At 71.6% G+C, this 22,893-nt stretch carries 15 protein-coding genes; 7 read left to right on the top strand and 8 right to left on the bottom strand.

Translation table 11 applies throughout. From position 1 onward, the window contains the following. Window positions 1-12: 12 nt before the first annotated feature. From CcI156_RS13750 to CcI156_RS13720, 5 genes are all read right to left on the bottom strand, one after another. Window positions 13-1,263, bottom strand: a complete 1,251-nt coding sequence (locus CcI156_RS13750; protein WP_175443435.1) for a hypothetical protein — start codon at window positions 1,261-1,263, stop codon at window positions 13-15. Further along, window positions 1,260-3,050 (bottom strand): glycosyltransferase family 39 protein, encoded by a 1,791-nt coding sequence (locus CcI156_RS13745; protein WP_076806064.1) that lies wholly within the window; start codon window positions 3,048-3,050, stop codon window positions 1,260-1,262. The genes CcI156_RS13750 and CcI156_RS13745 overlap by 4 nt, the downstream gene beginning before the upstream one ends. Window positions 3,051-3,417: 367 nt before the next feature. After that, the gene (locus tag CcI156_RS13740; protein ID WP_076806063.1) at window positions 3,418-4,914 is read right to left on the bottom strand and encodes an NAD(P)/FAD-dependent oxidoreductase; all 1,497 of its coding nucleotides are present in this window, start codon (window positions 4,912-4,914) and stop codon (window positions 3,418-3,420) included. A gap of 1,764 nt (window positions 4,915-6,678) precedes the next feature. Continuing rightward, window positions 6,679-8,475, bottom strand: coding sequence for a glycosyltransferase family 39 protein (locus CcI156_RS13725; RefSeq protein ID WP_076806092.1), 1,797 nt, complete (start codon window positions 8,473-8,475; stop codon window positions 6,679-6,681). Between the two features lie 99 nt (window positions 8,476-8,574). Continuing rightward, a complete protein-coding gene (locus tag CcI156_RS13720; RefSeq protein ID WP_076806060.1) occupies window positions 8,575-10,941 on the bottom strand; it encodes an ATP-dependent RecD-like DNA helicase in 2,367 nt (788 codons plus the stop codon). Between the two features lie 210 nt (window positions 10,942-11,151). Between CcI156_RS13720 and CcI156_RS13715 the strand changes: the two genes are divergently transcribed. From CcI156_RS13715 to CcI156_RS13695, 5 genes are all read left to right on the top strand, one after another. After that, window positions 11,152-11,979, top strand: a complete 828-nt coding sequence (locus CcI156_RS13715; RefSeq protein WP_076806058.1) for a histidine phosphatase family protein — start codon at window positions 11,152-11,154, stop codon at window positions 11,977-11,979. A gap of 6 nt (window positions 11,980-11,985) precedes the next feature. Further along, a complete protein-coding gene (locus CcI156_RS13710) occupies window positions 11,986-12,528 on the top strand; it encodes a DUF3090 domain-containing protein (protein ID WP_023841062.1) in 543 nt (180 codons plus the stop codon). Between the two features lie 220 nt (window positions 12,529-12,748). Continuing rightward, window positions 12,749-13,528 (top strand): SCO1664 family protein, encoded by a 780-nt coding sequence (locus CcI156_RS13705; RefSeq protein WP_076806090.1) that lies wholly within the window; start codon window positions 12,749-12,751, stop codon window positions 13,526-13,528. 183 nt (window positions 13,529-13,711) lie between these two features. Next, entirely contained in the window at window positions 13,712-15,034 is a 1,323-nt protein-coding gene (gene mshC / locus CcI156_RS13700) for a cysteine--1-D-myo-inosityl 2-amino-2-deoxy-alpha-D-glucopyranoside ligase (protein WP_076806056.1), read from the top strand. A gap of 2 nt (window positions 15,035-15,036) precedes the next feature. Then, window positions 15,037-15,933: a DivIVA domain-containing protein gene (locus CcI156_RS13695; RefSeq protein ID WP_076806054.1), complete on the top strand. Its 897-nt coding sequence runs from the start codon at window positions 15,037-15,039 to the stop codon at window positions 15,931-15,933. 130 nt (window positions 15,934-16,063) lie between these two features. On the opposite strand, the gene CcI156_RS13690 is transcribed toward CcI156_RS13695, so the two are convergent. After that, window positions 16,064-16,906, bottom strand: a complete 843-nt coding sequence (locus CcI156_RS13690) for a PAC2 family protein (protein ID WP_011437037.1) — start codon at window positions 16,904-16,906, stop codon at window positions 16,064-16,066. Window positions 16,907-17,588: 682 nt separating this feature from the next. On the opposite strand from CcI156_RS13690, the gene CcI156_RS13680 reads away from it, so the two are divergent. Next, window positions 17,589-17,792 carry a hypothetical protein gene (locus CcI156_RS13680; protein WP_076806052.1) on the top strand — a complete coding sequence of 68 codons (204 nt, stop codon included), beginning with the start codon at window positions 17,589-17,591 and terminating at the stop codon, window positions 17,790-17,792. A 104-nt stretch (window positions 17,793-17,896) separates the two neighbouring features. After that, window positions 17,897-18,691 (top strand): HAD family hydrolase, encoded by a 795-nt coding sequence (locus tag CcI156_RS13675; protein ID WP_371681805.1) that lies wholly within the window; start codon window positions 17,897-17,899, stop codon window positions 18,689-18,691. A gap of 41 nt (window positions 18,692-18,732) precedes the next feature. Here the strand turns inward: CcI156_RS13675 and CcI156_RS13670 are convergent, their stop codons facing one another. After that, on the bottom strand, window positions 18,733-21,264 hold the full coding sequence (locus CcI156_RS13670; RefSeq protein WP_076806050.1) for an ABC transporter permease: 2,532 nt from the start codon (window positions 21,262-21,264) through the stop codon (window positions 18,733-18,735). A gap of 4 nt (window positions 21,265-21,268) precedes the next feature. Next, the gene (locus CcI156_RS13665) at window positions 21,269-22,606 is read right to left on the bottom strand and encodes an ABC transporter ATP-binding protein (RefSeq protein WP_076806048.1); all 1,338 of its coding nucleotides are present in this window, start codon (window positions 22,604-22,606) and stop codon (window positions 21,269-21,271) included. Between the last annotated feature and the right edge of the window lie 287 nt (window positions 22,607-22,893).

Genomic DNA, 22,893 nt, shown 5'->3' with positions numbered 1-22,893 from the left:
CACGGCCGGTGGTCAGGGCACGTAGGAGAGGGTGAAGGCCAGCGTCGCGTAGAGGGTCATCGCGGCCGTGGTGGCGGCGAGCGTRAAGGTGAAGATCTCCCGCCGGGCGGTGACGAGCGCGGCGACCAGCAGGAACGGGAACGCCCCGTAGACGTACCGCTCGGCGGAGTCCAGGTTGCTGCCGGTCAGCACGGCAGCCAGGACCAGGGCGCTCCACACCGGGTACGACACTGGCAGCCGGCGCGCCATGACCACCAGCCCCACGAGCGCCAGGAGCAGCCACGGCACGTGCAGCGCCGTGCCCAGCTCGCCGGAGAAGGCGCCCCGCGCCGCGTCCCACAGCACCGCCAGCGGGTTCGAGCTGCTGCCGTGACGTGCCGCGTCGCGCTGCAGCGTGAACGGCGCCAGCCCGTCACCGTAGGAGTGCGCCGACCACAGCAGGTAGATGCCGGCGCCGGCCACCGGGGCGAGCACGGCGAGTAGTCGACGCAGCCCGTCGCGGGCGGTGAGCGTTCCAGCCGTAGGCGTGGTGGCCGGCGTGCCAGGGCCGGGGCCGGGGCCGAGCCGGCGGACGAGCGGCCAAGGCAGCCCCCGGGCCGCCTCGAGAAGCACCGGCACCGCGAGGATCAGACCGAGGGGGCGACACAGGCCGCCGAGCAGGCCGGCCACGGCCGCCAGTTCCCAGCGCCCGCTGCGGGCACCGAGGAACACCGCCACGGCCAGCAGCCCGGCGAGTGCCTCGGCGTACCCCATGACCAGGACGAAGGCGGGTGGAGCCAGCGCGGCGAGCCAGATGAGCCGGGTGGTCGCCTCCGGGGCGAACCCCTCGAACCGGGCGAGCCCCACCAGCAGCAGCGCGAAGACCAACGCGCACACGTTGACCACGACCAGGAGCACGACGCCGACGTGGGCGTCGGCTCCCGGCAGCTTCGACAACCCCCGCACGAGCAGCGGCAGCAGGGGAAAGAACCGGCGGCTCTCGGCCCCAGCGCCGCTGTACCCGACCTCGGCAATCGTCTTGTACCACCCGGCGTCCCAACCGAGCAGGTCGGTGGTGCTCAGCTGCGCGCCCTGCTGCCCGCGGGCGTTGTCGGCGATGTACCTGGTCAGCGCCAGGGCCGCACCGACCGCCAGCCGGGCCGCGAGCCAGGCGAGCACGACCTCGCGCAGTTGCCAGCGGTCCTCCCAGCGGGTGGCCGCATGCCGGCCGCCCATGCCGCCACCTACCCGATGATCATCCGGCAGGGCCTCGGTCGCGGTCAAGAGGCCCGGAACCRCAGCAGCGCGTAGTTCTCGTAGACCTTGGCCGGCAGACCCTGCTTCATGACCTCGTCCGCGAGTGGCCGGGCCTCCTGCAGGGTGGTGCGCACCACCGTGCACAGCTCCTCGTAGGTGCGGTATGACCCGGAACCGGCGAGAAAGACGGTGTGTTCCGGACCGGCCTCGGCGAGGGCGCGCCGGGCGATCGCGACCCCGTTGGCCGATTCGTTGCGCTGCTCGTAGTCGACCCAGTCGACCCGATCCGGCGGTGYGTAGGTCGGCACGACGTACACCTTCATCCAGTTCGGCACGGTACGGGCGAGGCCCGGTCCGAGCTGGTCCGGGCAGACCAGCATCACATCACCGGGCCGGGCGGTCCGCTCGAGGACCTGCGCGGCCTCGGTGGCCTGGCTCCGCTCCCGGTGGATGTCGGAGGTCCCGGCGAGCAGACCGGTCAGGGCGGCGACGGCGACCACTCCATGGAACACCCGCCGATCGGTGATGATCGTCGCGCCGAGCCCGATGACCAGCAGGAACGGCACGAAGGCGGTGGCGGTGTACCGGTCGGCCCAGGCGTTGCCGACCACCTTGCCCGCCGTCACCGCGACGACGAGTGTGCCGGTGGCCAGCAGGAACAGGGTCCGACCCGGTTCGAGACCACGCAGATCGAGAAGGATGAACCGGCTACCCGCGGGCCGGCCGGCGATGCCGGCGGCGGCGAGACCGGTGATCAGGAACAGCAACAGGCGACCCAGGGTCGTCGGGCCGCCGGCCCACTGGCCGTAGGCGTGGGAGATCGCGGCATAGCTGGCGGGCTCGCCCCAGGGGGTGCCGGTGTGGGCAAGCTGGTCGAAGAAGTCGGGCAGCCACGGGGCGAAGACCAGCCCGCCACCGACGATGCCGAGCAGCCCGAAGACCGGCCCCCGCCGCTGCGGGGTGAGGAAACGGGTCGGTGTCCGGTGACTGTGGGGGGCGCCCCGGCCCCGGCTTCCCGGGCTTCCCGGGCTTCCCGGGGCGGAACGGTATCCGGGTACACCTGTCGGGCCCGGATCGTTCGCCGAGGCGGTCATGCCGCCCGGCACACCCGCCGGGTCCGCCGCGCCCGCCCCGCGCCGGATCTGGCGCGCGACCCACCACGGACGGGCCACCAGCAGCAGGACCAGCCACGTTCCGACCGTGAGCAGCAGGTAGAGGCACCAGTAATGGGTCAGCGCCAGGCCTCCCGCGCAGAGCGCCAGGGCGATCGTCGATCTGATCGACGGTGCCCGCAGGACGCGCTCCAACGCCAGTCCACCCAACGCGGTGAGCAACACGATGAGGCTGTACATCCGGGTCTCGGTCCCGAAGTACAACGCGAACGGCGACGTGAGGTACAGCACGACGCTGACCCGCGCCGCCCGCTCGCCGACCACGCGGCGGGCGAGCAGGAACAGCGGCCACGCCGCACCGATGTTGATCAGCGCGGACAGGGAGCGGACCGCGAAGGTGCCCTCGCCGAACGCTTTGATCCAGCCGTGGAGCACCAGGTAGTACAACGGCGGTGAGCCGTCCCGTAGCAGGCCGTCCCACATCGTGAAGGCCGACCCACGCAGGGGCAGGCGGGCGATGGCGACGCTCTGCGCCTCGTCCAGCCAGAGTGCCTGGCTGGCGGTGAACCGCACGATCACCGAGACGGCGAGGAGCACTCCCATCACCGCGGTGAAGATCCGTCCCGCACGGCCGGATGCGTTCCCGACCTGGTCGACCGGCTCGGGGATCTGCTCCGCCGGCCGGACCGCGACATCCGTCACGGTCAGTCCCTTCCGTCCACATTGACMGGACTGCGACGGGCCGGCCGGTAGACGATCGGCCGGCCGGGCAGGGCCGCATCCGGTACCAGTCTCGCGTGGCGCGCCCCTACGCCTCGATGATGTTCCGGATGGGTGATGGGACGCGGCCCGTCCCATCACCCATCCGATCCGTACCCGGTAATACCGGGTACGTCCCCGGCCATGCCGGCCGGCCCCGGAAGTGGAGCGGGCGCCGACGGTGAAACGCGCCCGACAACCTGCCCGACAACCTGCCCGACAACGCGCCTGACATTGTGGCGGCGTCCGTCGAACCCGTGCCCCGGACGAACCCGTCCCGGATGAATCCGTGCTCCGGACGAATCCTCCGTCAGGACCGGGYGATGCCCCGGGCCGGCGACGAAACCTCCTCGTGGTAATCCTCCTCGACGTTGACCTCCCACACATCGTGCTTGGTGCCGTCGATGATGTTCTGGACCGTGAGCATCGCGGTGAGCATCGAGTGGTCCTGATTGTTGTAACGGTGCATGCCGTTACGGCCGACCGGGTGGACGTTCGGCGTGTTCTCGGCCAGCCAGGCGCGGATGATATCGACGTTCTTCTTGTAGTGTAGGTCGTAGTATGGATATGCCTTCGGCATGCGTACGACGAAACCCTCTTCCACCTGCTGGGCCCTGATCAGACCCAGCTCGACGAGTTCTTTCGTCCCGAGCGCGACCAGTTCCTCATCGGAGGCGTTCCAGGTCTCGTCACCCTCGAAGACGAAGTACTCCAGGCCGAGGCAGGTACGCCCGTCCTTGACCAGGAATGGCGACCAGGAGGCGAAGTTCTGGATCCGGCCGACCTTGACGGTGGGGGAGTGGATGTAGATCCAGTTGTCCGGGAAAGCGGCCGAGGCCGGCACCACGAGGGCGATGGTGAGGAAGTCGCGGTACTTCAGCGCGTTCGCCGCGGCCAGCACGTGGGCCGGTGCCGGCGGGTCCATCACCCGGACGAGGGAGGAGAACGACATCGACGAGATGATCTCGTCGGCCTGGTACTGGTACTCGCTGCCGAGGTCGGAGCGCGAGGACTCCGGGGCGCCGGCCCCTGGGCCGTACCCGCCGGTCRCGGTCGTGGTGACGCCGGTCGCGCGGCCGTCGGCATGGTGGATCTTGCGGACCTTCTCCTCGAAGACCACCCGGCCACCCTGCTTAATGATCTTGTCGGTGGCGGTCTCCCACATCATTCCGGGCCCGTACTTGGGGTACTGGAACTCCTCGATGAGGGAGGTGATCTCCTTCTGGTTCCGCTTCGGTAGGACCGCGTTCACGATCGCGTTCATCATGGACAGGCTCTTGATGCGCTGCGCGGCCCAGTCCGAGGGCATCTCGCTCACCGGAACGCCCCACAGTTTCTCGGTGTAGGTCTTGAAGAAGGTGCGGTAGAGCCGCCAGCCGAAACGGGCCACCAGCCAGTTCTCGTAGTTGCTCTKGTCCTGCGGCGGCCGGATCCGGGCCGCGGCGTAGGAGGCGATGCAGCGCGCCGCCTCGACCAGGCCAAGCCCGCCGAGCGCGTTTCCCGCCTTGAGTGGGTAGTCGAAGAACTTCCCGTTGTAGTAGATGCGGCTCGATCGGGGGCGCAGCAGGAAGTCCTCGTCCGGCAGGATTTCGTGCCAGAGCTTTTCGACCTCGGGAACCTTGGTGAAGAAGCGGTGGCCGCCGATGTCGAAACGCCAACCTTCACGCTGGGCCGTACGGCTGATTCCGCCGACGACCGAGTCACCCTCGATAATCGTCACGGGGACGTCCCGTTTCACCAGCTCCCAACCGGCGGTCAGACCTGCCGGTCCGGCTCCGATGACGACTACCTCTGGCTTTTCGGTCACTGTGCCGGACCTCTCCTCAACACACACTCATGGTCACTCGGGTGGACGGACACCGGGCATCGCGCCACCGGGACGCCGGGCCCCTGGGACCGGTCCTGGGTCGCAAGTGTTGCATGGCGCGAGCGGAGACCCGTCCGCACCCCCTCGACCTGTCCGCACCCCCTCGCCCCGACACGATGCGATGATCCGTTATACGTCCGCCCTATTCCCATAACGCGCCTCCGCGCCGCCTGATCGGGTGGGGCTCTGGCATCGTGCGCACATGGGATTGTCGATACCCGGCCAACGGGCACCGCAGACCTCGCCTCCCCCGGACGGGCCGGTTCCTCCGGGGCGGGTGATGCCGGCGATTCTGGTCGGTTGGTGCGCGGTGGCCGGTGGCATCGCGGCCAAGGACGGTCGGTACGGCGCCTGGGCGCTGTCGAGTGTCCTGGTAGGTTTCGCGGCGGTGGTCCTGGCGGTCGTGGCCACCGCCGGCACCAGCAGCACCGCCGGCACCAGCAGCACCGCCGGCACCAGCAGCACCGCCGGCACCGCCGTGGCCGTGCGCCCGCGCGGGTGGTTCGGGGCGTGGCTGCTCGTGGCGGTCGTGATCGGCGTCGCGCCGCTCGTGCGCCGTCCCCGCTACTACGCCGCCGGCCGGTTCGCCACGGCGGCGGACGTGCTCGCGATCCTCGCGGGCCTGCTCGCCGCCGGGTCGATCATGGTCATGCTGCACCACGTCGGCCGGGGGCGTCGGATCGGCCGGGAGCACCACCGGGGCCGGGGCCGGCTCGATGTGCTCGCCTCTCCGTGGGTGTTCTGGCTGGTCCTGGCCTTGGCCTGTGCGGCGGGCGTCGCTACGATCCGCGCCGCGCCGACGCCCCGCATCGACGTCTTCCACCTGCTCCAGGTCTCCGCGGCCGGCCTGCCGCACGGGGCCGACATGTACCGGCAGCAATGGGCGCCGAGCCGGGCCGAGTACCCGGTCGACGGCCTGTTCGACGTCTACCCCTATCTACCGGTCACGTCCGTGCTCCTGGCTCCCTTCCGGCTTCTGCTCGGTGACGTCCGTTACGGCCTGCTGCTGGCCCTGGCGGTGGCGGCGGTCCTGATCCGCGCGGTCGCGGGACGGGCACCCGCGGCGCCGGCGGTGGCCGCGCTGCCGTTGCTGGTCGTCGTGTTCCCCGAGTCGATGTACGCCCTGCAGCAGTCCTGGACCGAGCCGTTGCTCGTGGCGTGCCTGGCGGCGACGGTGTGGGCGTCGACGAGCGGGCGGGGACGGGTGGCGGTCGTCACGTTCGCGCTCGCCCTGGCGACCAAACAGCACGTCGCGCTGCTGATCCCCCTGGCGGYGGGCTACCCCGCGTTCGGGCCCCGCCGGACGGCCTCGGCCGCGGCCGCGGCGGCGCTCCTCGTTGCCCCCTGGGTGCTGGCCGGTCCCCGGGACTTTCTCGACGACGCGGTCTGGACGAACCTCCACTACGAGGTGCTCGCCCACTCGCTGTCCCTGCCGGGCCTGGCGTCGCATTTCGGGGTCACGCTCGGATTCGGCTCGACCGCGGTCGCCCTCCTCGGTGCCTACACGGCGGCCTGGCGGGCTCGCGGGGACGCCACCGGGTTCTGCCTGGGGGCGGCGTTGGTCCTGCTCACCCTGAACCTGATGAACAAGCAGACCTTCTTCAACCACTACACGTTGCCGATGGGTCTGCTCGTGCTGGCCGTCGCGGCCCTCGCCGTCGACGACCCCGCCCGCGCCGTTGACGACCCCGCCCGCGCGGGCGGTCAGCGCAGCGTGGAGAACCGTTCMAGCGACGCGCCCTCGTACAGGTTGCGCCGCTCGACCTGCACGGTGCGGTCGCGCAGCGTGGCGAGTTGGTCGGACAGCACGGCGCAGGCGCCCTCCAGGAACCGGTAACCGTCCGCGCGGACGAGCAGCACGGCGTGGCCGGGGCCGGCCAGTTCGTTGACCTCGGCCGCGAAGCTGGTGCCGTTCGCCCGTTTCATCCGGTCGGCGTAGTCGACCCAGTCGACGAGCGCCGGGCCGGAACTGTCCGCGTACACGATCTCCCGTACCGTGACTTCGCCGTGCCGTTCGATTGCCCGGTGCACGGCCGGGCCGAGCTGGTCCGGGCAGTAGGCGACCACGTCTCCCGGCCGGGCCAGCGCGACGATCCGGCCCGCGATCTCCCCGGCCTGGGTGCGTTCGGTCCGGGCGAGCTGCCACCCGCCGAGCAGGCCGCTGAGCGAGGCGACGATCAGTACCCCGGCCCGCACCCGCCGGCCCGGCAGTTGGGCGATGCCGAGCGAGGCGAGCAGCAGGCAGGCCGGCAGGGCGATGCCGGTGTAGCGCTCGGCATATGCGCTGCCGCCGAACATGTTCACGCAGTAGGCCAGGACGAGGGGGRCCAGCCAGATCGCGGCCAGGTAACGGCCCGGCACCCGGCCGGAGACCTTGACCGCGAGCTCCCGCCCGTCCGGACGCGCGGTCAGGCCGATGAGCGCGCCCCCGAGCAGCACGATGCCGAGCAGCGCACCGGTGGAGGTCGGGCCGGCCCAGTCGAAGACCGTGTCCAGCAGCACCTGGGCCTGCACCTTGGGCGCCCAGGGCGTTCCGGTGTGCAGCATCTGGAACAGGAACGACGGCATCCACGGCGCGAACAGCACGGCGGAAGCCGCCATCGCGGCGAAGGCCCGCAGGGTCACCTGCCGGTACTGGGGTCGCCGCCGGGCCTGTAGCAGCATGAACGCCGCCACGGTGAAGATCAGCAGGAACGTCCAGTAGTGGGTGTAGACGAGGGCGGCGGTCGCCAGCGTCAGCATCGCCAGCCGTGCCGGCTCGGAGCGTTCCAGCGCCCGCACGGTCGCGAGCCCGAACACCAGCACCAACAGGACGACCAGCGAGTACATCCGCGTCTCGCTGCCGTAGCGGATCGCGTAGGGAGAGCAGGCGAACATCAGCAGGGTCGCCAAGCCCACCCAGGCGTCGGCGTCGCGGCCACCGTTGCCGGCCTGGAAGGCCGTCCGGCCCACCCGCCGTCCGGCCAGCCACGCCGCCGGCAGCGTCGCCAGCGACAGCACCCCGGACAACGCCCGGACGGCGACGTCCCCGTCGCCGAACACCGCGATCCAGGCGTGCAGCAGCAGGTAGTACAGCGGCGGTGAGCCGTCGTGCCGCAGCGCGTCGAGCAGCTGTGGGACGGGGCGCGAGGCGATRGCGACCGTCAACGACTCGTCGAGCCACAGATGGCTGGGGGTGGCGAACCGCATCAGCGCGCCGGCGGCAACGGCGAGTATGACAGCGACTACCAGCAGCTGCGGGCTGGCCGCCGCGATCCGCGCCACGGCGGTGGTCGTGCGCGCGGTCCCGGGCGTGATGACCGTCCCGGTCGTGACATCGGCTGTGGCGCTGTTCGCGGCTGTGGCGCTGTTCGCGGCTGTGGCGCTGTTCGCGGCTGTGGCCACGACCGCGGTCGCGGTCACGTCCACCGGCGCCTGGGGGCGGCGGGGACCCGAGAGCACCGCCGGCCCGGATCCGGTGTCCTGGCCGACGGTTGGACTCCCGGATGCGTCTACGTTCACCATGCCCCCTCGTCTGCCACGATCTTGCCTCCTGTCAGAGAACCGCCTTCCGCCGGGTGGCCGCAGTCGCCTGCTGGCGGGGATGTACGCCCCGACACTTCAGACTGTCATCCGTTCGTCGCCGTCCCGTACGCGGGCTGCCTCCCCAGCGGTCGCGCCGCCCGCCCGCCGCGCGTCGGATCCGCCATCGGGCCTGCCGTCCGGCCCCCCGTCGGGATCTTCGTCGGGATCTTCGTCGGGATCGTCGAAGCCGCCGGCGGTCTGCCCGGCGAGCRGAGCCGGGAGCAGCGTCGTGCGGCGCCGTCCGCCCGAGCTCCGCACGGCGTTGCGGATGGCCGGGCCGTTCACGGCCACAATCGACAGGTGGGCCTGCGCCCGGGTCAGCGCCGTGTAGATCAGCGGACGGGTGAGCATCCGGCCGGCCTCCGGCGGGAACACGGCGACGACGGCGGGCCACTCGCTGCCCTGCGCGCGGTGCACCGTCACCGCCCAGCCGTGCCGCAGATCACCGAGGACACCGGCGGGCACCTCGACGACGCCGCCGGGAAACGCGACCCGCAGCGCACCGCGTTCGCCCAGCGCGACGACGGTGCCGATTTCGCCGTTGGCGAACCCGACGTCGATATGGTTCGCCGTGGCCACCACACGGTCCCCGATGTCGAACCCGGAGACGGYGCCGCCGCCCGGGTTCAGCGTGCCCTTCAACGCGGTGTTGAGCGCCGTGGTGCCTGCCGGACCGGCGTGCACCGGGGTCACGACCTGGATGTCCGCGACGGGAATGCCGAGCGCGCGGGGGATGGAGTTGGTGACGAGCTGGACGGTGCGATGCGCAGCCTCGCCGGAGCTGCCGGACGGCACCACCACGACCTCCCGGCCAGGCCCCGGCGGCGGCAGCTCCCCGCCGCGTACCGCGGCGGCCATCGTCGCGATGGCGCCGCCGTCAGCCTGTCGGTACAGCCGCCGCAGCTCGGTCACCGGGACCTCACCGGACTCGAGCAGGTCGGCGAGGATCTGCCCCGGTCCGATGCTCGGCAGCTGGGCCGGGTCCCCGACGAACATCAGGTGCGTGCCGTCCGCGCAGGCGTCGAGCAGCGCGGCGGCGAGCTCCGCGTCGAGCATCGACGCCTCGTCGACGACGACGAGGTCGGCGTCGATCGGGTTGTGCTCGCCGCGCGCGAACCCGCTGCCGCGCCCCTGGGCCTGCAACAGCCGGTGCAGGGTGCTCGCCGGCGCCCCGCACAGCTCCTCGAGGCGTTTGGCAGCCCGTCCGGTCGGCGCGGCCAGTGCGACGACCGCCTCGGCCGCCCAGGCCAGTCGTACGACGGCCGCGACCGTGCGGCTCTTGCCCGTTCCCGGCCCACCGGTGAGCACACTGACGCCGGACTCCAGCGCGGCGCGCGCCGCCGCGAGCTGGAGCTCGTCCAGCCCGGTCACCACCTCGTCGTTTGCCGGTCCGCCGTCGTTTGCGGGTCCGCCGCGGCCCGCCGCGGCGGCGTCCCGGTTCGTGTCCCCCTCGGTGCCATCGGCGCCGAGGGGGCTCTCGTCCCCCCCGTCCTTGTCGTCATCCTTGTCGTCGTCGAACGTCAGCGCCGTAGGAGGCGGGGCGGTGGCGGCCCATGCGGACACGGCCCGCCCCGCCGGATCGTCGTCGTCGACGGATCCCAACCCGTCGTACCCAGGCCCGTCGTACCCAGGCCCGTCATCGGGTCGGCGGCGGGCTCTGGGGGCGCCCGCGCGCAGCGGCTCGGCGGTCGCCGTCAGCCGTTCGATGCCGTCCGCGACGGACTGCTCGGCCATCGCGTACCGCTCCAGCGCGATCCGGTCGCCGACGGTGATGATCCGCCCGTCGTCGAGCGCCACGGTCAGCGCCGCGCTCGGATCGGCCACCCCCTCGCGCGCGGCGGCACGCAGCACCGCCTGCACGGGGCCCGCGGTGTCCCCGGCCCGGGAGGCGGCCCGGCCGAGCAGATGGGTGAGTACCGCCGGGCCCCGGCGCGGATCGTCGCGCTGCAGACCGCGGCGGCGGGCGAACCGGTCGGCCTGGGCGATCTCGGTGTCGGCGGCGGTCAGCAGCATCCACGGATCGGCCCGCAGGAGGTCGGCGGACGCGGGTCCCAGCAGGTCGGTCACCCCGCGCGCGAGCCGGGCCGGAAGATCCGCGGCGACGAGCAGTTCGACGACCGCGTACGTGCCCGCCACGGCGCGGAAGCTGTCGGCGAGCCGCCGGGCCCGCGGCCCGGTGACCCCCTCGACGGTGCCCAACCGGCCGACGTCGACGTGGTCGGGCCGGGTGATCCCGGCCGCGGGCAGCCGGCCGGCCGTCGTGCGGCCCARCCCCGGCCACAGCCCCGCCCCGCAGAACGCGGCGAAGACCTCCTCGGGGTCCGCTGGCTGCGGGTCCGCTCGTGCCTGCGGGCCGACCGCGTCGGGCTCCGTGGTGGAAGCGGTCGTGTACTCGTCCGGCATGCCGGGAAGCGTAACGACGAACCGTTCCGCCGCTGTTGTAGCCCGCTGGGTAGCGTGGTATCCGGGACGGCGCTGTGGCGGCATGGCTGTAGGAAGGCGATGTCGCGTGTTCCGACCGATGCGCGTCCGGGCCCACCCGTGCGTCCGGGCCCACCCGTGCGTCCGGCCCGGCGGAGACAGTGAGYGTCAGCAACAGAAGGGACGGACCGGTTGACCACAGTCCTGCTGGTCCGCCACGGCCTGACCGCCGTGACCGGCAAGATCCTGCTTGGTTGGACGCCCGGCGTGGGGTTGGACGACCGTGGCCGCCGCCAGGCGTCGGACCTGGCGCGACGCCTCGCGGACATCCCGCTGGCGGCGATCGTCAGCAGCCCGCTCGACCGCTGCCGCCAGAYGGCCGCGGCGATCGCCGGACGCYGTCCGGTCAGCGAGGCCAGCCCGGGCGGTCCGCGGCAGGTCGAGATCGACGAGCGGCTCGGTGAGTGCCGGTACGGTGACTGGACCGGGCAGGAACTGGCGACCCTGGCGAAGGATCCGCTCTGGGCGGTGGTGCAGAGCCATCCCAGCGCGGTCGTCTTCCCCGGTCCCGAGGGTGAGGCACTACGGGACACGCAGGCCCGTGGGGTGAGCGCCGTGCGGGAGTGGAACGAGCGGCTGGGCCCGGACGCCACCTGGTTGCTGTGCTCGCACGGCGACGTGATCCGCACGGTGGTCGCCGACGCCCTGGGCATGCATCTGGACATGTACCACCGGATCACCGTCGATCCCTGTTCCCTGACCGTGATCCGCTACAACGAGCGCCGCCCCTTCGTCCGGCGCATCAACGACACCGGCGGGGACGTCGTCGAGCTCCTCCCACCGCCGCTACCCCGGGCAGAGGGCTCCGCCGGGGCCGCCGACGCCGCGGCGTCGTCTCCCGGGTCCCGGAAGTCGCCGGAGCCGCCGGAGTCGCCGGGGTCCAGCGGGCTCGACGTGGACGAGGTGATCGGTGGCGGTGCCGGCGGTTTCCGTCCCAGCGCCGGTGGTGGAACGGGCTGATCGGGCATGCCGCGCCGGATACACGTCTTCGACCCGCCGCAGCGGTTCGTTGTGGGCACCGTAGGCCTTCCCGGCGCCCGATCGTTCTACCTGCAGGCCCGCGACGGGGCGCGGGTCGTCACCGTCGCGGTGGAGAAGGCACAGGTCGCATTGCTTGCCGAACAGCTGACCGAGCTGCTCGACGAGTTGGGCCGCCGCGGCGCGACGCCGCCGCCCGAGCCCGCCCCGGCCGACCCCGACCTGTCCCCGCTCGATCTGCCGATCGACGAGGAGTTCCAGGCCGCGACGATCGCGCTCGGCTGGGATCCGCGTGGCGGACGGGTCGTCATCGAGGCGCAGGCGACGGGCCTGGCCGACTCGATCGTCGGATTCTCCGACGATCCCGACGGGCCGGACGCCGTCCGGGTCCTGCTGGGGTCCGAGCAGGCGCGCTCGTTCGTGCAGCGCGCGGCGCGGGTCCTGGCCGCGGGCCGGCCCTCCTGCCCGTTGTGCGGGCAGCCGTTGGACGACGGTCACGTCTGCCCGCGCCAGAACGGTCATCTGCGTTGATGCGGCCGGCGAGGGGCGCCGGGCCCGCCCGCCGCGGGTGCGCGGTTCGTGGTAGCGGTGCGGTTCGTGGTAGCGGTGCGGTTCGTGGTAGCGGTGCGGTTCGTGGTAGCGGTGCGGTTCGTGATAGCGGTGTGGTCCGGTAGGCCGGACGGTGTGGGAGAGATGTCGCTCACCGTCCGGTCCGGTGACATCACCCTGCCGGACCGGACAGACTGAGGTGATGGGCGTCTCCGCGGCGAGTTCCACTCCGGGGTGGCGACCGCCACTGCATCCGATCGACGGGGGTGGCCTCGACGCCCCCGCCGCCCTCGACCTCCTTCGCCGCGGTGACCTCGAGATCACCGCCCGGCTGGTCGACGCGAGCAACACGACGCTCTGCTGCGACATCTGCGCCGACGGGRTGACCGGCCGCTGCGTCTACAAGCCGGTCCGCGGCGAACGCGCCCTGTGGGACTTCCCGGACGGCACCCTCGCCGCCCGCGAGCTGGCCGCCTACGAGGTCTCCGAGCAGCTCGGGCTTGGCATCGTCCCGCCCACCATTCTGCGTGACGGCCCGTTCGGCGAGGGCATGGTGCAGCTGTGGATCGACACCGACGTCACCGTGGACCTGGTGGCGCTGACCCGGTCCGACGACTCCCAGCTGCGCCGGATCGCCCTGTTCGACGTCGTCATCAACAACGCCGACCGCAAGGGTGGGCACCTGCTGCCGGCGCCCTCCGGCCGGATTCACRGCATCGATCACGGTGTGACCTTCCACACGGACGGCAAGCTGCGCACCCTGCTGTGGACCTGGCGGGGAAGGCGGCTCGACGCCGAGGAGACCGCCTTGCTCGACGACCTGCGTGAGGCGCTYGCGGGCCCCTTCCGGGACCGGCTCGAGGAGCTGCTCACGGTCACCGAGGTCGACGCCCTCACCGTGCGGGTCGACGGGCTTCTGGCCGAGGGCCGGTTCCCGTTGCCCTCGGGGGACTGGCCGGCGATCCCCTGGCCGCCGTTCTGAGCGGGTTCCGGTTCTGAGCGGGTTCCGGTTCTGGGCGGGTCACCGGTGCGGATACAGGTGCGGGAGAACATGGGATGTCACCGTCGGTGACCCGAGGTGGATCGGCTTGGGATGCTGTCGGCTACGCTGCGGTTACTCTCCTTGTGCCCGCCGGAGAGTCGGTTCGCGGTTACTCTGACACGCATGCAGGCGTGGCCATCTCCTCCGATACGTYCTCTTCCCGGTCACGGGAAGYCACTGAGGATCTTCGATACGGCCACGTCGAGCGTACGCGAGTTGGCGCCGGCCGTCACCGCAAGGCTGTATGTGTGTGGCATCACGCCCTATGATGCGACGCATCTGGGGCATGCCTTCACCTACCTCACCTACGACCTCGCGCAGCGTGTGCTGCGAGACGCCGGGCATCACGTCCACTATGTACAGAACGTAACGGATGTCGATGACCCGTTGCTTGAGCGAGCCACCCGTGACGGGCTGGACTGGCGGGCCCTCGCCGACCGGGAGATCGACCTGTTCCGCGAGGACATGACCGCGCTGCGGATGTTGGCGCCGGACGCCTACGTCGGGGTGGTCGAGGCCATCCCGATGATCGTCGACATGGTGGTGGAGCTCGTCGACCGGGGCGCGGCCTACCAGGTCGACGACGACCTGTACTTCTCGATCGCCACCGCACCCGCCTTCGGGGAGATCTCGCATCTCAGCCGGGCCGAGATGCTGGCGATCTGCGCCGAGCGCGGGGGTGACCCGCGCCGGACCGGCAAGAAGGACCCCCTCGATCCGCTGCTGTGGCGCGCCCACCGCCCCGGCGAGCCGTCCTGGCCMTCGCCGTTCGGCCCCGGCCGGCCCGGCTGGCACATCGAGTGCTCCGCCATCGCCCGCCACTATCTCGGCGGGGTCATCGACATCCAGGGTGGCGGAACCGACCTGAGCTTTCCGCACCACGAGTGYAGCGCGGCGCACGCCGAGGTCGCCGCCGGCATCCGGCCGTTCGCCCGCAGCTACGTGCACACCGCGATGGTGAGCCTCGACGGCCACAAGATGTCGAAGTCGCGGGGCAACCTGGAGTTCGTCTCCCGGCTGCGCCGGGCCGGGGTGGATCCGGCGGCCCTGCGGCTGGCCCTGCTCGATCATCGGCACACCGAGGACTGGGAGTGGACGCCGGGCCTGCTCGACGACGCCGTGGACCGGATGAACCGGTGGCGGGCCGCCGTCGCCCTGCCCACCGGGCCTGACGCCATGGGACTGCTCGCCGCCGTGCGTGAGCGGCTCKCCGACGACCTCGACGCCCCGGGTGCCGTCGCCGCGGTGGACGCCTGGGTCGGCGCCGCGCTCGCTGATGCGGGCGGCTCCGCCGGTGCGGGCCCGGATCCCACCCATCAGGGGGGTCCGGTTCGCGGTTCTGGCGGTGACGTGCCCGCCTGGGGGGAGGCGCCCGCACTCGTGCGGCGCCTCGTTGACACACTGCTGGGCGTAGACCTTGAACCCGTCAGACCCAGAGGGAGCTGAGGATGGGAGCTCACCATCGCCGGGYGGATCCCGGGGCAGCGACCGAACGGCCCGCCTTCGACGAGGTCGCGCATGGCTACGACCCTCATCAGGTCGACGACTACCTGGCCACGCTGTGGCGTTACGCCAGCCAGGTGACCTCGCGCGCGGCCGCGGCCGAAAGCGCCCTGAAGCACGAGCGGGCCCGCAGCGCGAACATGGGCGTCGAGGGCCTGGCCGCGCAGGCCGGCGGTCGGATCGGCCAGATGCTGACCATCGCCCAGCAGGAGGCCGAGGAGATCGTCACGGGCGCCCGCCAGATCGCGGAGGCGGCGCTGGAAGAGGTGATCGAGGACGCCGGGGCGAACCACCCGATCGTGCGGGAGGCTCGGGAACAGGCCGAGAAGCTCCTCCTCGACGCCGTGGAGGAGAGCCGCCGGCTCGCCCGGGAGCGGCATGCCGAGCTGGAGGTGGAGATCGCCCGGTGCACCGCCTCGCTCGAGGCGCTGCGTCACCAGCAGGGTGAGATCATCGGCGCGATGCTGCGCCTGCGGGGGGTCCTGGCCTCCGACGAGGTGGACCGGGCGGTCACCGACCTGGCCCGGGCGGGTGCGGCCGCGCCGACGACGTCGGGCACGTCTGGGACGCCGGGCGGAGCCGGTCCTGCCGGTTTTCCCGCGGGCGGTGCGGTCCCCGCGGGCGGTGCGGGAGCGTCGGATCTTTCCGAGACCGCGTGGGCGACCGGTCGCGTCGCCGGCCCGGGGCGGCGTTCCCCGGGCCGGCATCGTCAGGCCGACGTCGCGGACGCGGAATCCCACACCCCGCCCACTCCGCGCGAACCGGTCACGAACTCGGCGAACGTGCCGTTCCGCCGTGGCGCCGACGAGGACATCATCGACGCCGAGATCGTCGAGGAGTAGCGAGATCGTCGAGGAGAAGGGTGGCCCGGTGGAGGTGCGGGGTGCGCCCTGGGCTCCCGGCCCGGGCGTACCCTCGCCCCCTTTCCTTCTTCTACCGATTCTTCTACCGGGCCGGCTCTCTTACCGGCCTTTACTGGCCGCGACGGCGCAGGTACCGTTCGAACTCCCGGGCGATTGCGTCCCCACTGGCCTCGGGCAGCGCCGTCTCGGGCTCGCGTGACTCCAGCGAACGGACGTACTCGGCGACCTCGGTGTCCCCGGCGGCGAGCTCGTCCACCTGCCGTTCCCACGCCTTCGCCCGCTCGGGAAGGTCACCCAGCGGGATCTCGATGTCCAGCAGGTCCTCCACTCGGCGCAGCAGCGCGAGGGTCGCCTTGGGACAGGGCGGGTTAGCCACGTAGTGCGGCACCGCCGCCCAGAACGACACCGAGGCGAGCTCGGCCCGTGCGCATGCCTCCCCGAAGACGCCGACGATGCCGGTCGGCCCCTCATAACGGGACGGCTCCAGCCCGAGTCGGGCAGCCGTTGCCGCGTCCCCGGCGGTTCCGCTGATCGGGACCGGCCGGGTGTGCGGCGAGTCRGCGAGCAGCGCCCCGAGGGAGATCACCATGTCGCTGCCGAGGGCGTGGACGGCCTCGATCAGCTCGTCGGTGAACCCACGCCAGCGCATGTTCGGTTCCAGCCCGCGGATCAGCACCAGGTCCGTCTCGGACTTCGGCGGCCGCGCCACCGACAGGCGGGTGGTCGGCCACGAGATCTTCCGGGAGGCCCCGTCGGTCCCGCTCACCGTCGGTCGGTTCACCTGGAAGTCGTAGTAGTCGTCGGGGTCGATAGCACCGATGACACGGGCCTTGAAGGCGGTCTCCAGATGCTCGACGGCGGCGGACGAGGCATCGGCCGCGTCGTTCCACCCTTCGAAGGCGGCTACTACGACCGGCGACCGTAGTTGACCGACGCCGGAGAACTCGATCACCTACCACCTCCTGCCGCCCCGCGGCGGCCCACTGCCCCCGTGACAGTGCAACGGTACGTCCTCACGGAGACGACTCCTGCCCAGAGCCGACATGCGTGACGTCAGCCTCCCTTATGGCCCGTGAGCCGGTGACCCGCGGACGACCACTGGTCGTCCACGGGGAACCTACGCTGGTCCAGTCTGCCGATGTTCTCGTGGGAACGCCTTTCCTCGGTCTCTCGATGGCGCTAGACCCGGGCGGATCGGACATCCATTCCGGATCGATGCGGTGGCTGCACCGTATCGGCTCTGAACGGATACCCGCCGTCGCGGGAATGCGAACGGCCCGGCCCAGGGCCGCCGCCGGACCGGCGTGCCCCAGCCCGTGTTTGTGCGGACCGCCGCGCCGAGCACACCCGCGCGGTCCGACGTCACGCCTCCGTTCCCGCAGCTGTGCCACCCCGACCGTGCCATCCGCGACCGTGCCACCCGCGACCGTGCCACCCGCGACCGTGCCGTGGGCAACCCGCCGGGACGCGTCCGGCATTCCCACCCCGCAATCATCACCATGCTGTGATCACCGTACCGTGATCACCGTCGTRCCCGTGGCCGACATCCTCGGAGGCGTCCGGACGGGAGGGTAAACCGTACCGGTGGTAGGAGAAACCCGTCCCGGTACTCTTGGCCAGTGCGCGGTGATCTGGTGTCCGTCCTGACCGAGCGTGTGCTGGTGGCCGACGGCGCCATGGGCCCCCTGTTGCAGGCGGCCAGCCTCTGCCTCGACTCGGTGAATYTCGAGGACGGCGACGGCCCGTCGCGCGCCGAGGAGTTCCAGCTCGTGCCGGAGCAGTCCACCTCGGCGATCATCCTGTGCCACCCGGAGGCGAAGTACTTCGCGGCCACGTAGGCACCGTGCGGTCAACCGGGCACCGTGCGGCCGGACGACCCTGAGCTACCGAGCTACCTGAGCTAGGAGTGGACGTGGGRAGCCTTGCGGCGGTTTTCTTCGACATGGATGGCCTGCTCGTTGACACCGAGCCGATTTGGACCATCGCCGAGCACGAGGCGGCGGCGCGGCTGGGCGGCGAGTTCACCCCGGCGATGAAACGAGCCATGATCGGCCACGGCATCGACACCGCCGTGCCGCTCATGGTGTCGATGCTCGGCCTGCCGGCGTCCGACGTGGCGCCGACGGCGGAGTTCCTGCTGCGCCGCTCCGCCGAGCTGTTCCGCGAGCCCGGTGCGATCGTCCCGCAGCCCGGGGCGGTGGAGCTGCTCGTCGCGCTGCGAGCGGCGGGTGTCCCGACCGCGCTGGTCTCCTCGTCCTTCCGCGACCTGATGGAGCCGGTGCTGCACGTCGTCGGTGACGAGTTCTTCGCCGTGACGGTCGCCGGCGATGAGGTCACTCGCCGCAAGCCGGACCCGGAGCCCTACCTGACCGCCGCCCGGGTGCTCGGCGTCGACCCGGTTCGCTGCGTCGTCTTGGAGGACAGCCCGTCGGGAGCGCGCGCCGGGGTGGCGGCCGGGTGCGCGACCATCATGATCCCGTCCATGCCGGATCTGCTCGACCTGACCGCTTCGGGGGCCTTGGAGGCTTCGGGGGCCTTGGAGGCCTCGGGCGTCGCGGCTCGCGGCGAGCCGGTGCCCGCCGGGCTTGCGGCGCTCCTGGCGAGCCTGCACGACGTCACCCCGGACCTTATGGAGTCCCTCACCACCCCCCGCCTCAGCCCGTCCCTTCGCCCCAGCCGCCCTGGATACGAGCTTGGGGGAGTAAGGCACGGTTTTGGGGGCGAAGACCGGGCGTAGGTCCCCCGAACGGCGTCGGAKGGGGTGTGGGGTTGGGTGGGTCAGACGGCGGAGATGGCGCGCAGGACGTCCATGCGAGCGGCGCGCCGGGCGGGGAAGACAGCGGCGAGCACGCCGAGGATCGCCCCGGTGAGGACCACGAGCAGGATCGTCCGTACCGGGTAGGCGAACGTGCTGATTCCCAGGGAGGCCAGCGCCTTCGTCAGCGCCCAGCCGAAGATGCTCCCGACGACGACGCCCAGCACGGCTCCGAAGACCGAGATGATCACTGATTCAAGGATGACCATCAGCCTCATCTGCGACCGCGTCATGCCGACCGCACGCAGCAGACCGATCTCCCGGGTCCGTTCGATTACHGAGAGCGCCAGGGTGTTGACGATACCGAACAGTGCGATGATGACCGCCAGGGCCAGCAGCACGTAGATGAACCCGAGCAGCTGGTCGACCTGCTTCTCCTGCTGTGCGACGAACTCGGACTGGTCCCGGACCTCCACCGTGGCGAACGACTTGACCACCGTGGCGATCTCGGCCCGGACCATCGCCGGGTCCGCCCCGCTCGCCCTCTTCACCAGGACGAACAGGTCGAGGTCATCGGTGGAGTGCCGGGCGAACTMGCTCGTGGAGATGATCCACTTGCCGGCCACCTGGCTCTTCTGGTACGTGCCCACCAGAGTCAGCTCCGCGCGGCCGTCGGCGAAGGTGACCGGGACCTTCTGCCCCACCCGTAGCTGGTGGTCCGCGGCGGTGGAGTCCTCGGCCAGGATCGTGCCGTCGCCGAGGGCGTGGACGTCACCGGTCACCTCCTTGATGGCCAGCATCTTGACCAGGCCCGCTGGGTCGCCGGCCAGCACCTGGGAGCTCTGCCCGGAGATCTTCACCAGGCCGCCCCGAAGACCCGTGGCGATCTCGATGCCGGGCTTGCCGGCCAGCTCGCGAGCCACCTCACCGCTGAATCCCTGCCCGAAGTTCTGCGGGGTCAGGTAGAAGTCGGCACCGAGGCTGTTCGACACCGTCTCCCGCACCGACTCCTTGATCGACTGTCCGAGCACGGAGAAGGYGCTGACCAGGGCGAGTCCGATCATCAACGCGGAGGCGGTGGAGGCGGTCCGGCGCGGGTTGCGCATCGCGTTCTCCCGGCCGAGTCGGCCGGTGGCCCCGAACATCCTCGCCAACGGTGCGCCGAGGACCCGGGTGATCGGTCYGGACAGCAGCGGTGAGAGGGTGGCGACGCCGAGGAAGATCCCCGCCGCGCCCACCCCGACGGCGGTGGCTCCCGGCTTGCCCGCCGAGGCGGTGCCGAGGATCAGCAGGACGATGCCGAGCGCGGTGAGCACCGACCCGGCGATCGCCCGGGAGCGCAGCGAGCGGGTCGGCAGCACGTAGGTCTCCCGCATCGCCGCGATCGGTGGCACCGACGCGGCCTTGCGGGCCGGCACGAACGCCGCCGCGGCGGTGATGAGCACGCCGACGGCGTAGGCGATCACGACGGTGCGGGGGCGGAAGACCAGCGCACCGCTGGGCAGCGCCACGCCGAACACACCGACGGCGACGCGCAGCAGCAGCGCGAGCCCCGCGCCGGACACCAGGCCGACAGTGGCCCCGGCGAAGCCGACCAGTGCCGCTTCGACCTGCAGGGACACCTGGACTTGACGTTTGCTCGCCCCGATTGCTCGCAGCAGGGCCAGCTCCCGCACCCGTTGGGCGACGAGCATCGTGAAGGTGTTGAAGATGATGAAGGCGCCAACGAAGACCGAGATGGCGGCGAAGATCAGCAGAAAGGTGGAGAAGCCGCTGACGGCGTTCTGCACAGCGCTGGCGCTCTCGTCCGCCAACTGCCTGCCGGTGATCGCCTCGACACCCGGTGGGAGTGCGGCGGCGACCCGGGCCCGCAGCTCCTCCTGGGTCAGGCCGGGCCCGGCGGCCAGGTGGATCGCGCTGAACCGGTCGGGCGCGAGCAGGACCCGCTGGGCGGTGGCGGTGTCGAACGCGGTGACGGCGGCGCCCCCGAGACTGTCCTGACCGCCGATCCGGAAGGTGCCGACCAGGGTGTACCGCGCGGGCGGACCCTTGGTCTGCACCGAGATCTTTGCCCCGAGCGACAGATGGAGCTTCTTCGCGGTCGCCCGGTCGACGACGATCTCTCCGGGGCCGGGCGGGCGACCCTCGGCGATCTCCTCCGCCGAGGTGGGCTGACCCCCGGTCCAGTTGATACCGATCCCCGGCGCACCGTTGGTGTTCGAGGGCTTGCCGGTGGCCGGGTTGACGAGGACGGCCTGGCCRTTGACCTTGCCGACCGCCACCCGCACCCCGTCCACTCCGGCGGCGGTGGAGACGAGCGAGGCCGGCAGCGGAGGGCGGCCGACGTCGCTCGTCGGGTCGATGGCGTTGACCGAGCGCACGGCGACGCTGACGTTCTTGTTGATGTCGGCGAAGAGGGTGTCGAACGTCCGGTTGAGGGTGTCGGTCAGGACCAGGGTCCCGGTCACGAAGCTCACCCCGGCGACGACCGCCAGCATGGAGAGCACCAGCCGGACCTTGCGGGCCAGCAGACTCTTGAGGGTGGCGCGCAGCATCGGCTCAGGCCCAGCCCGCCGGCTCCGTGCCGTCCGGGTGGTAACTGTCCCCCCCGCCGTCGACACGGCCGGGGTCGGTGAGCGGAGGCCCGCCGCCAGGCCTCGGCACCGGCCGGTGGTGGGAGCGGCCGGAGTAGTACTCCTCGCCGTGGCGCGTGCCGCCGACCCGCCTTGACGCCGGCTGCCCACCGGCGTCGGGCCCGAGGTCCGGGGCGGGGATCGCCTCGAACTGGCCGGTGCGCCGCTCCGGGTAGTGGCCCTGGTAGGGATCGTGCTCGTCTCGCCCGTAGGTCGGCTGGTCCGGGTAGGCCTGGTCCGGGTAGGCCTGGTCCGGGTAGGCCTGGTCCGGGTAGGCGTAGTCGTCGTAGTCACCGGCAGGCCCGTAGCGACCGTCGGTGTCGTTATGGTCGTCCCGGTCGTCGGCGATCTCGCCGTCGGCCGCCAAGCCGCCCGCGGCGGCGTCGAGGTGCTTCATCCGGTCCAGCACCTCCTCCGCGGTCGGGTTCGCGATCGCGTCAACGAGTCGACCGTCGGCAAGGAAGATCACTTCATCCGAGTAGGACGCCGCCGTCGCGTCGTGGGTGACCATGACGATCGTMTGCCCGAGTTCGGAGACCGAGTCACGCAGGAACGACAGCACCTCGGCTCCCGACCGGGAGTCAAGGTTGCCGGTCGGCTCGTCGGCGAAGATGATCTCCGGCCGGGTGACCAGGGCCCGCGCACAGGCGACCCGTTGCTGCTGACCGCCCGAGAGTTCGCTCGGCCGGTGCTTCAACCGCGGTGCGAGACCGACCGCGTCGATGACGGTGCGCATCCAGGCCCGATCCGGCGAACGCCCGGCGATGCTCAACGGCAGCGTGATGTTCTCGGCCGCGGTCAGCGTGGGCAGCAGGTTGAACTGCTGGAAGATGAACCCGATGCGGTCGCGACGCAACCGGGTCAGTTGCTTGTCGGACAGCCGGGACAGGTCCACGTTGCCGATGAAGACCCGTCCCCGGGTGACCGTGTCCAACCCGGCCAGGCAGTGCATCAGCGTCGACTTCCCCGACCCGGACGGCCCCATGATCGCGGTGAATCGGCCGCGGGGGAAGGCCAGGTCGATCTCGCGCAGTGCCGTGACGGTGGTGTCACCGGAGCCGTAGACCTTCGTCAGCCTGGCGGCGCGGGCCGCGGGTGCGGCGTCCGGTCCGTCTTCTCGCCGGCCGCCCGGGTGCTCGGGAACCCGGCCGTCACGGCCGGCACCGTACTCGCCGGGCCGCGACCCGCGGTCCTCTCGGCCGGGCGGGCTGCCCGCGACCGCGCCCCGCTTCCCGCCTCGGGACGATCCGGTCCGTCGGGCCATCGTGATGTCCTCTCCCTCGCGGCGCGCCGTGTCCCTCTCGACACGGTCCCTCTCGACACGTCGTGCCTGCCCTGCCTGCGCTCGGCCCCGACTGACCTGGGACGGCTGTTCGGCTACCGTGGTCGATCTCCCCAACGACCGAACGATGATCGGCATCTCGCCGTCGCTGACTGTACCGCCGGCAGTATTGAAGGTCCGACCAATATTACTTTTGGTGATCGGGCGATATGGCATGCCTCCGAGGACGCCCGGTGGAGCCACCGCCGCCGGCGAGCTGAGGATGCCGG

The sequence above is a fragment of the Frankia sp. CcI156 genome (assembly GCF_001983015.1).
In the GTDB taxonomy this organism is placed as follows: domain Bacteria; phylum Actinomycetota; class Actinomycetes; order Frankiales; family Frankiaceae; genus Frankia; species Frankia casuarinae.
Note: the sequence above shows the minus strand (reverse complement) of the source record. Positions and strands in the feature narration are given on the sequence as shown.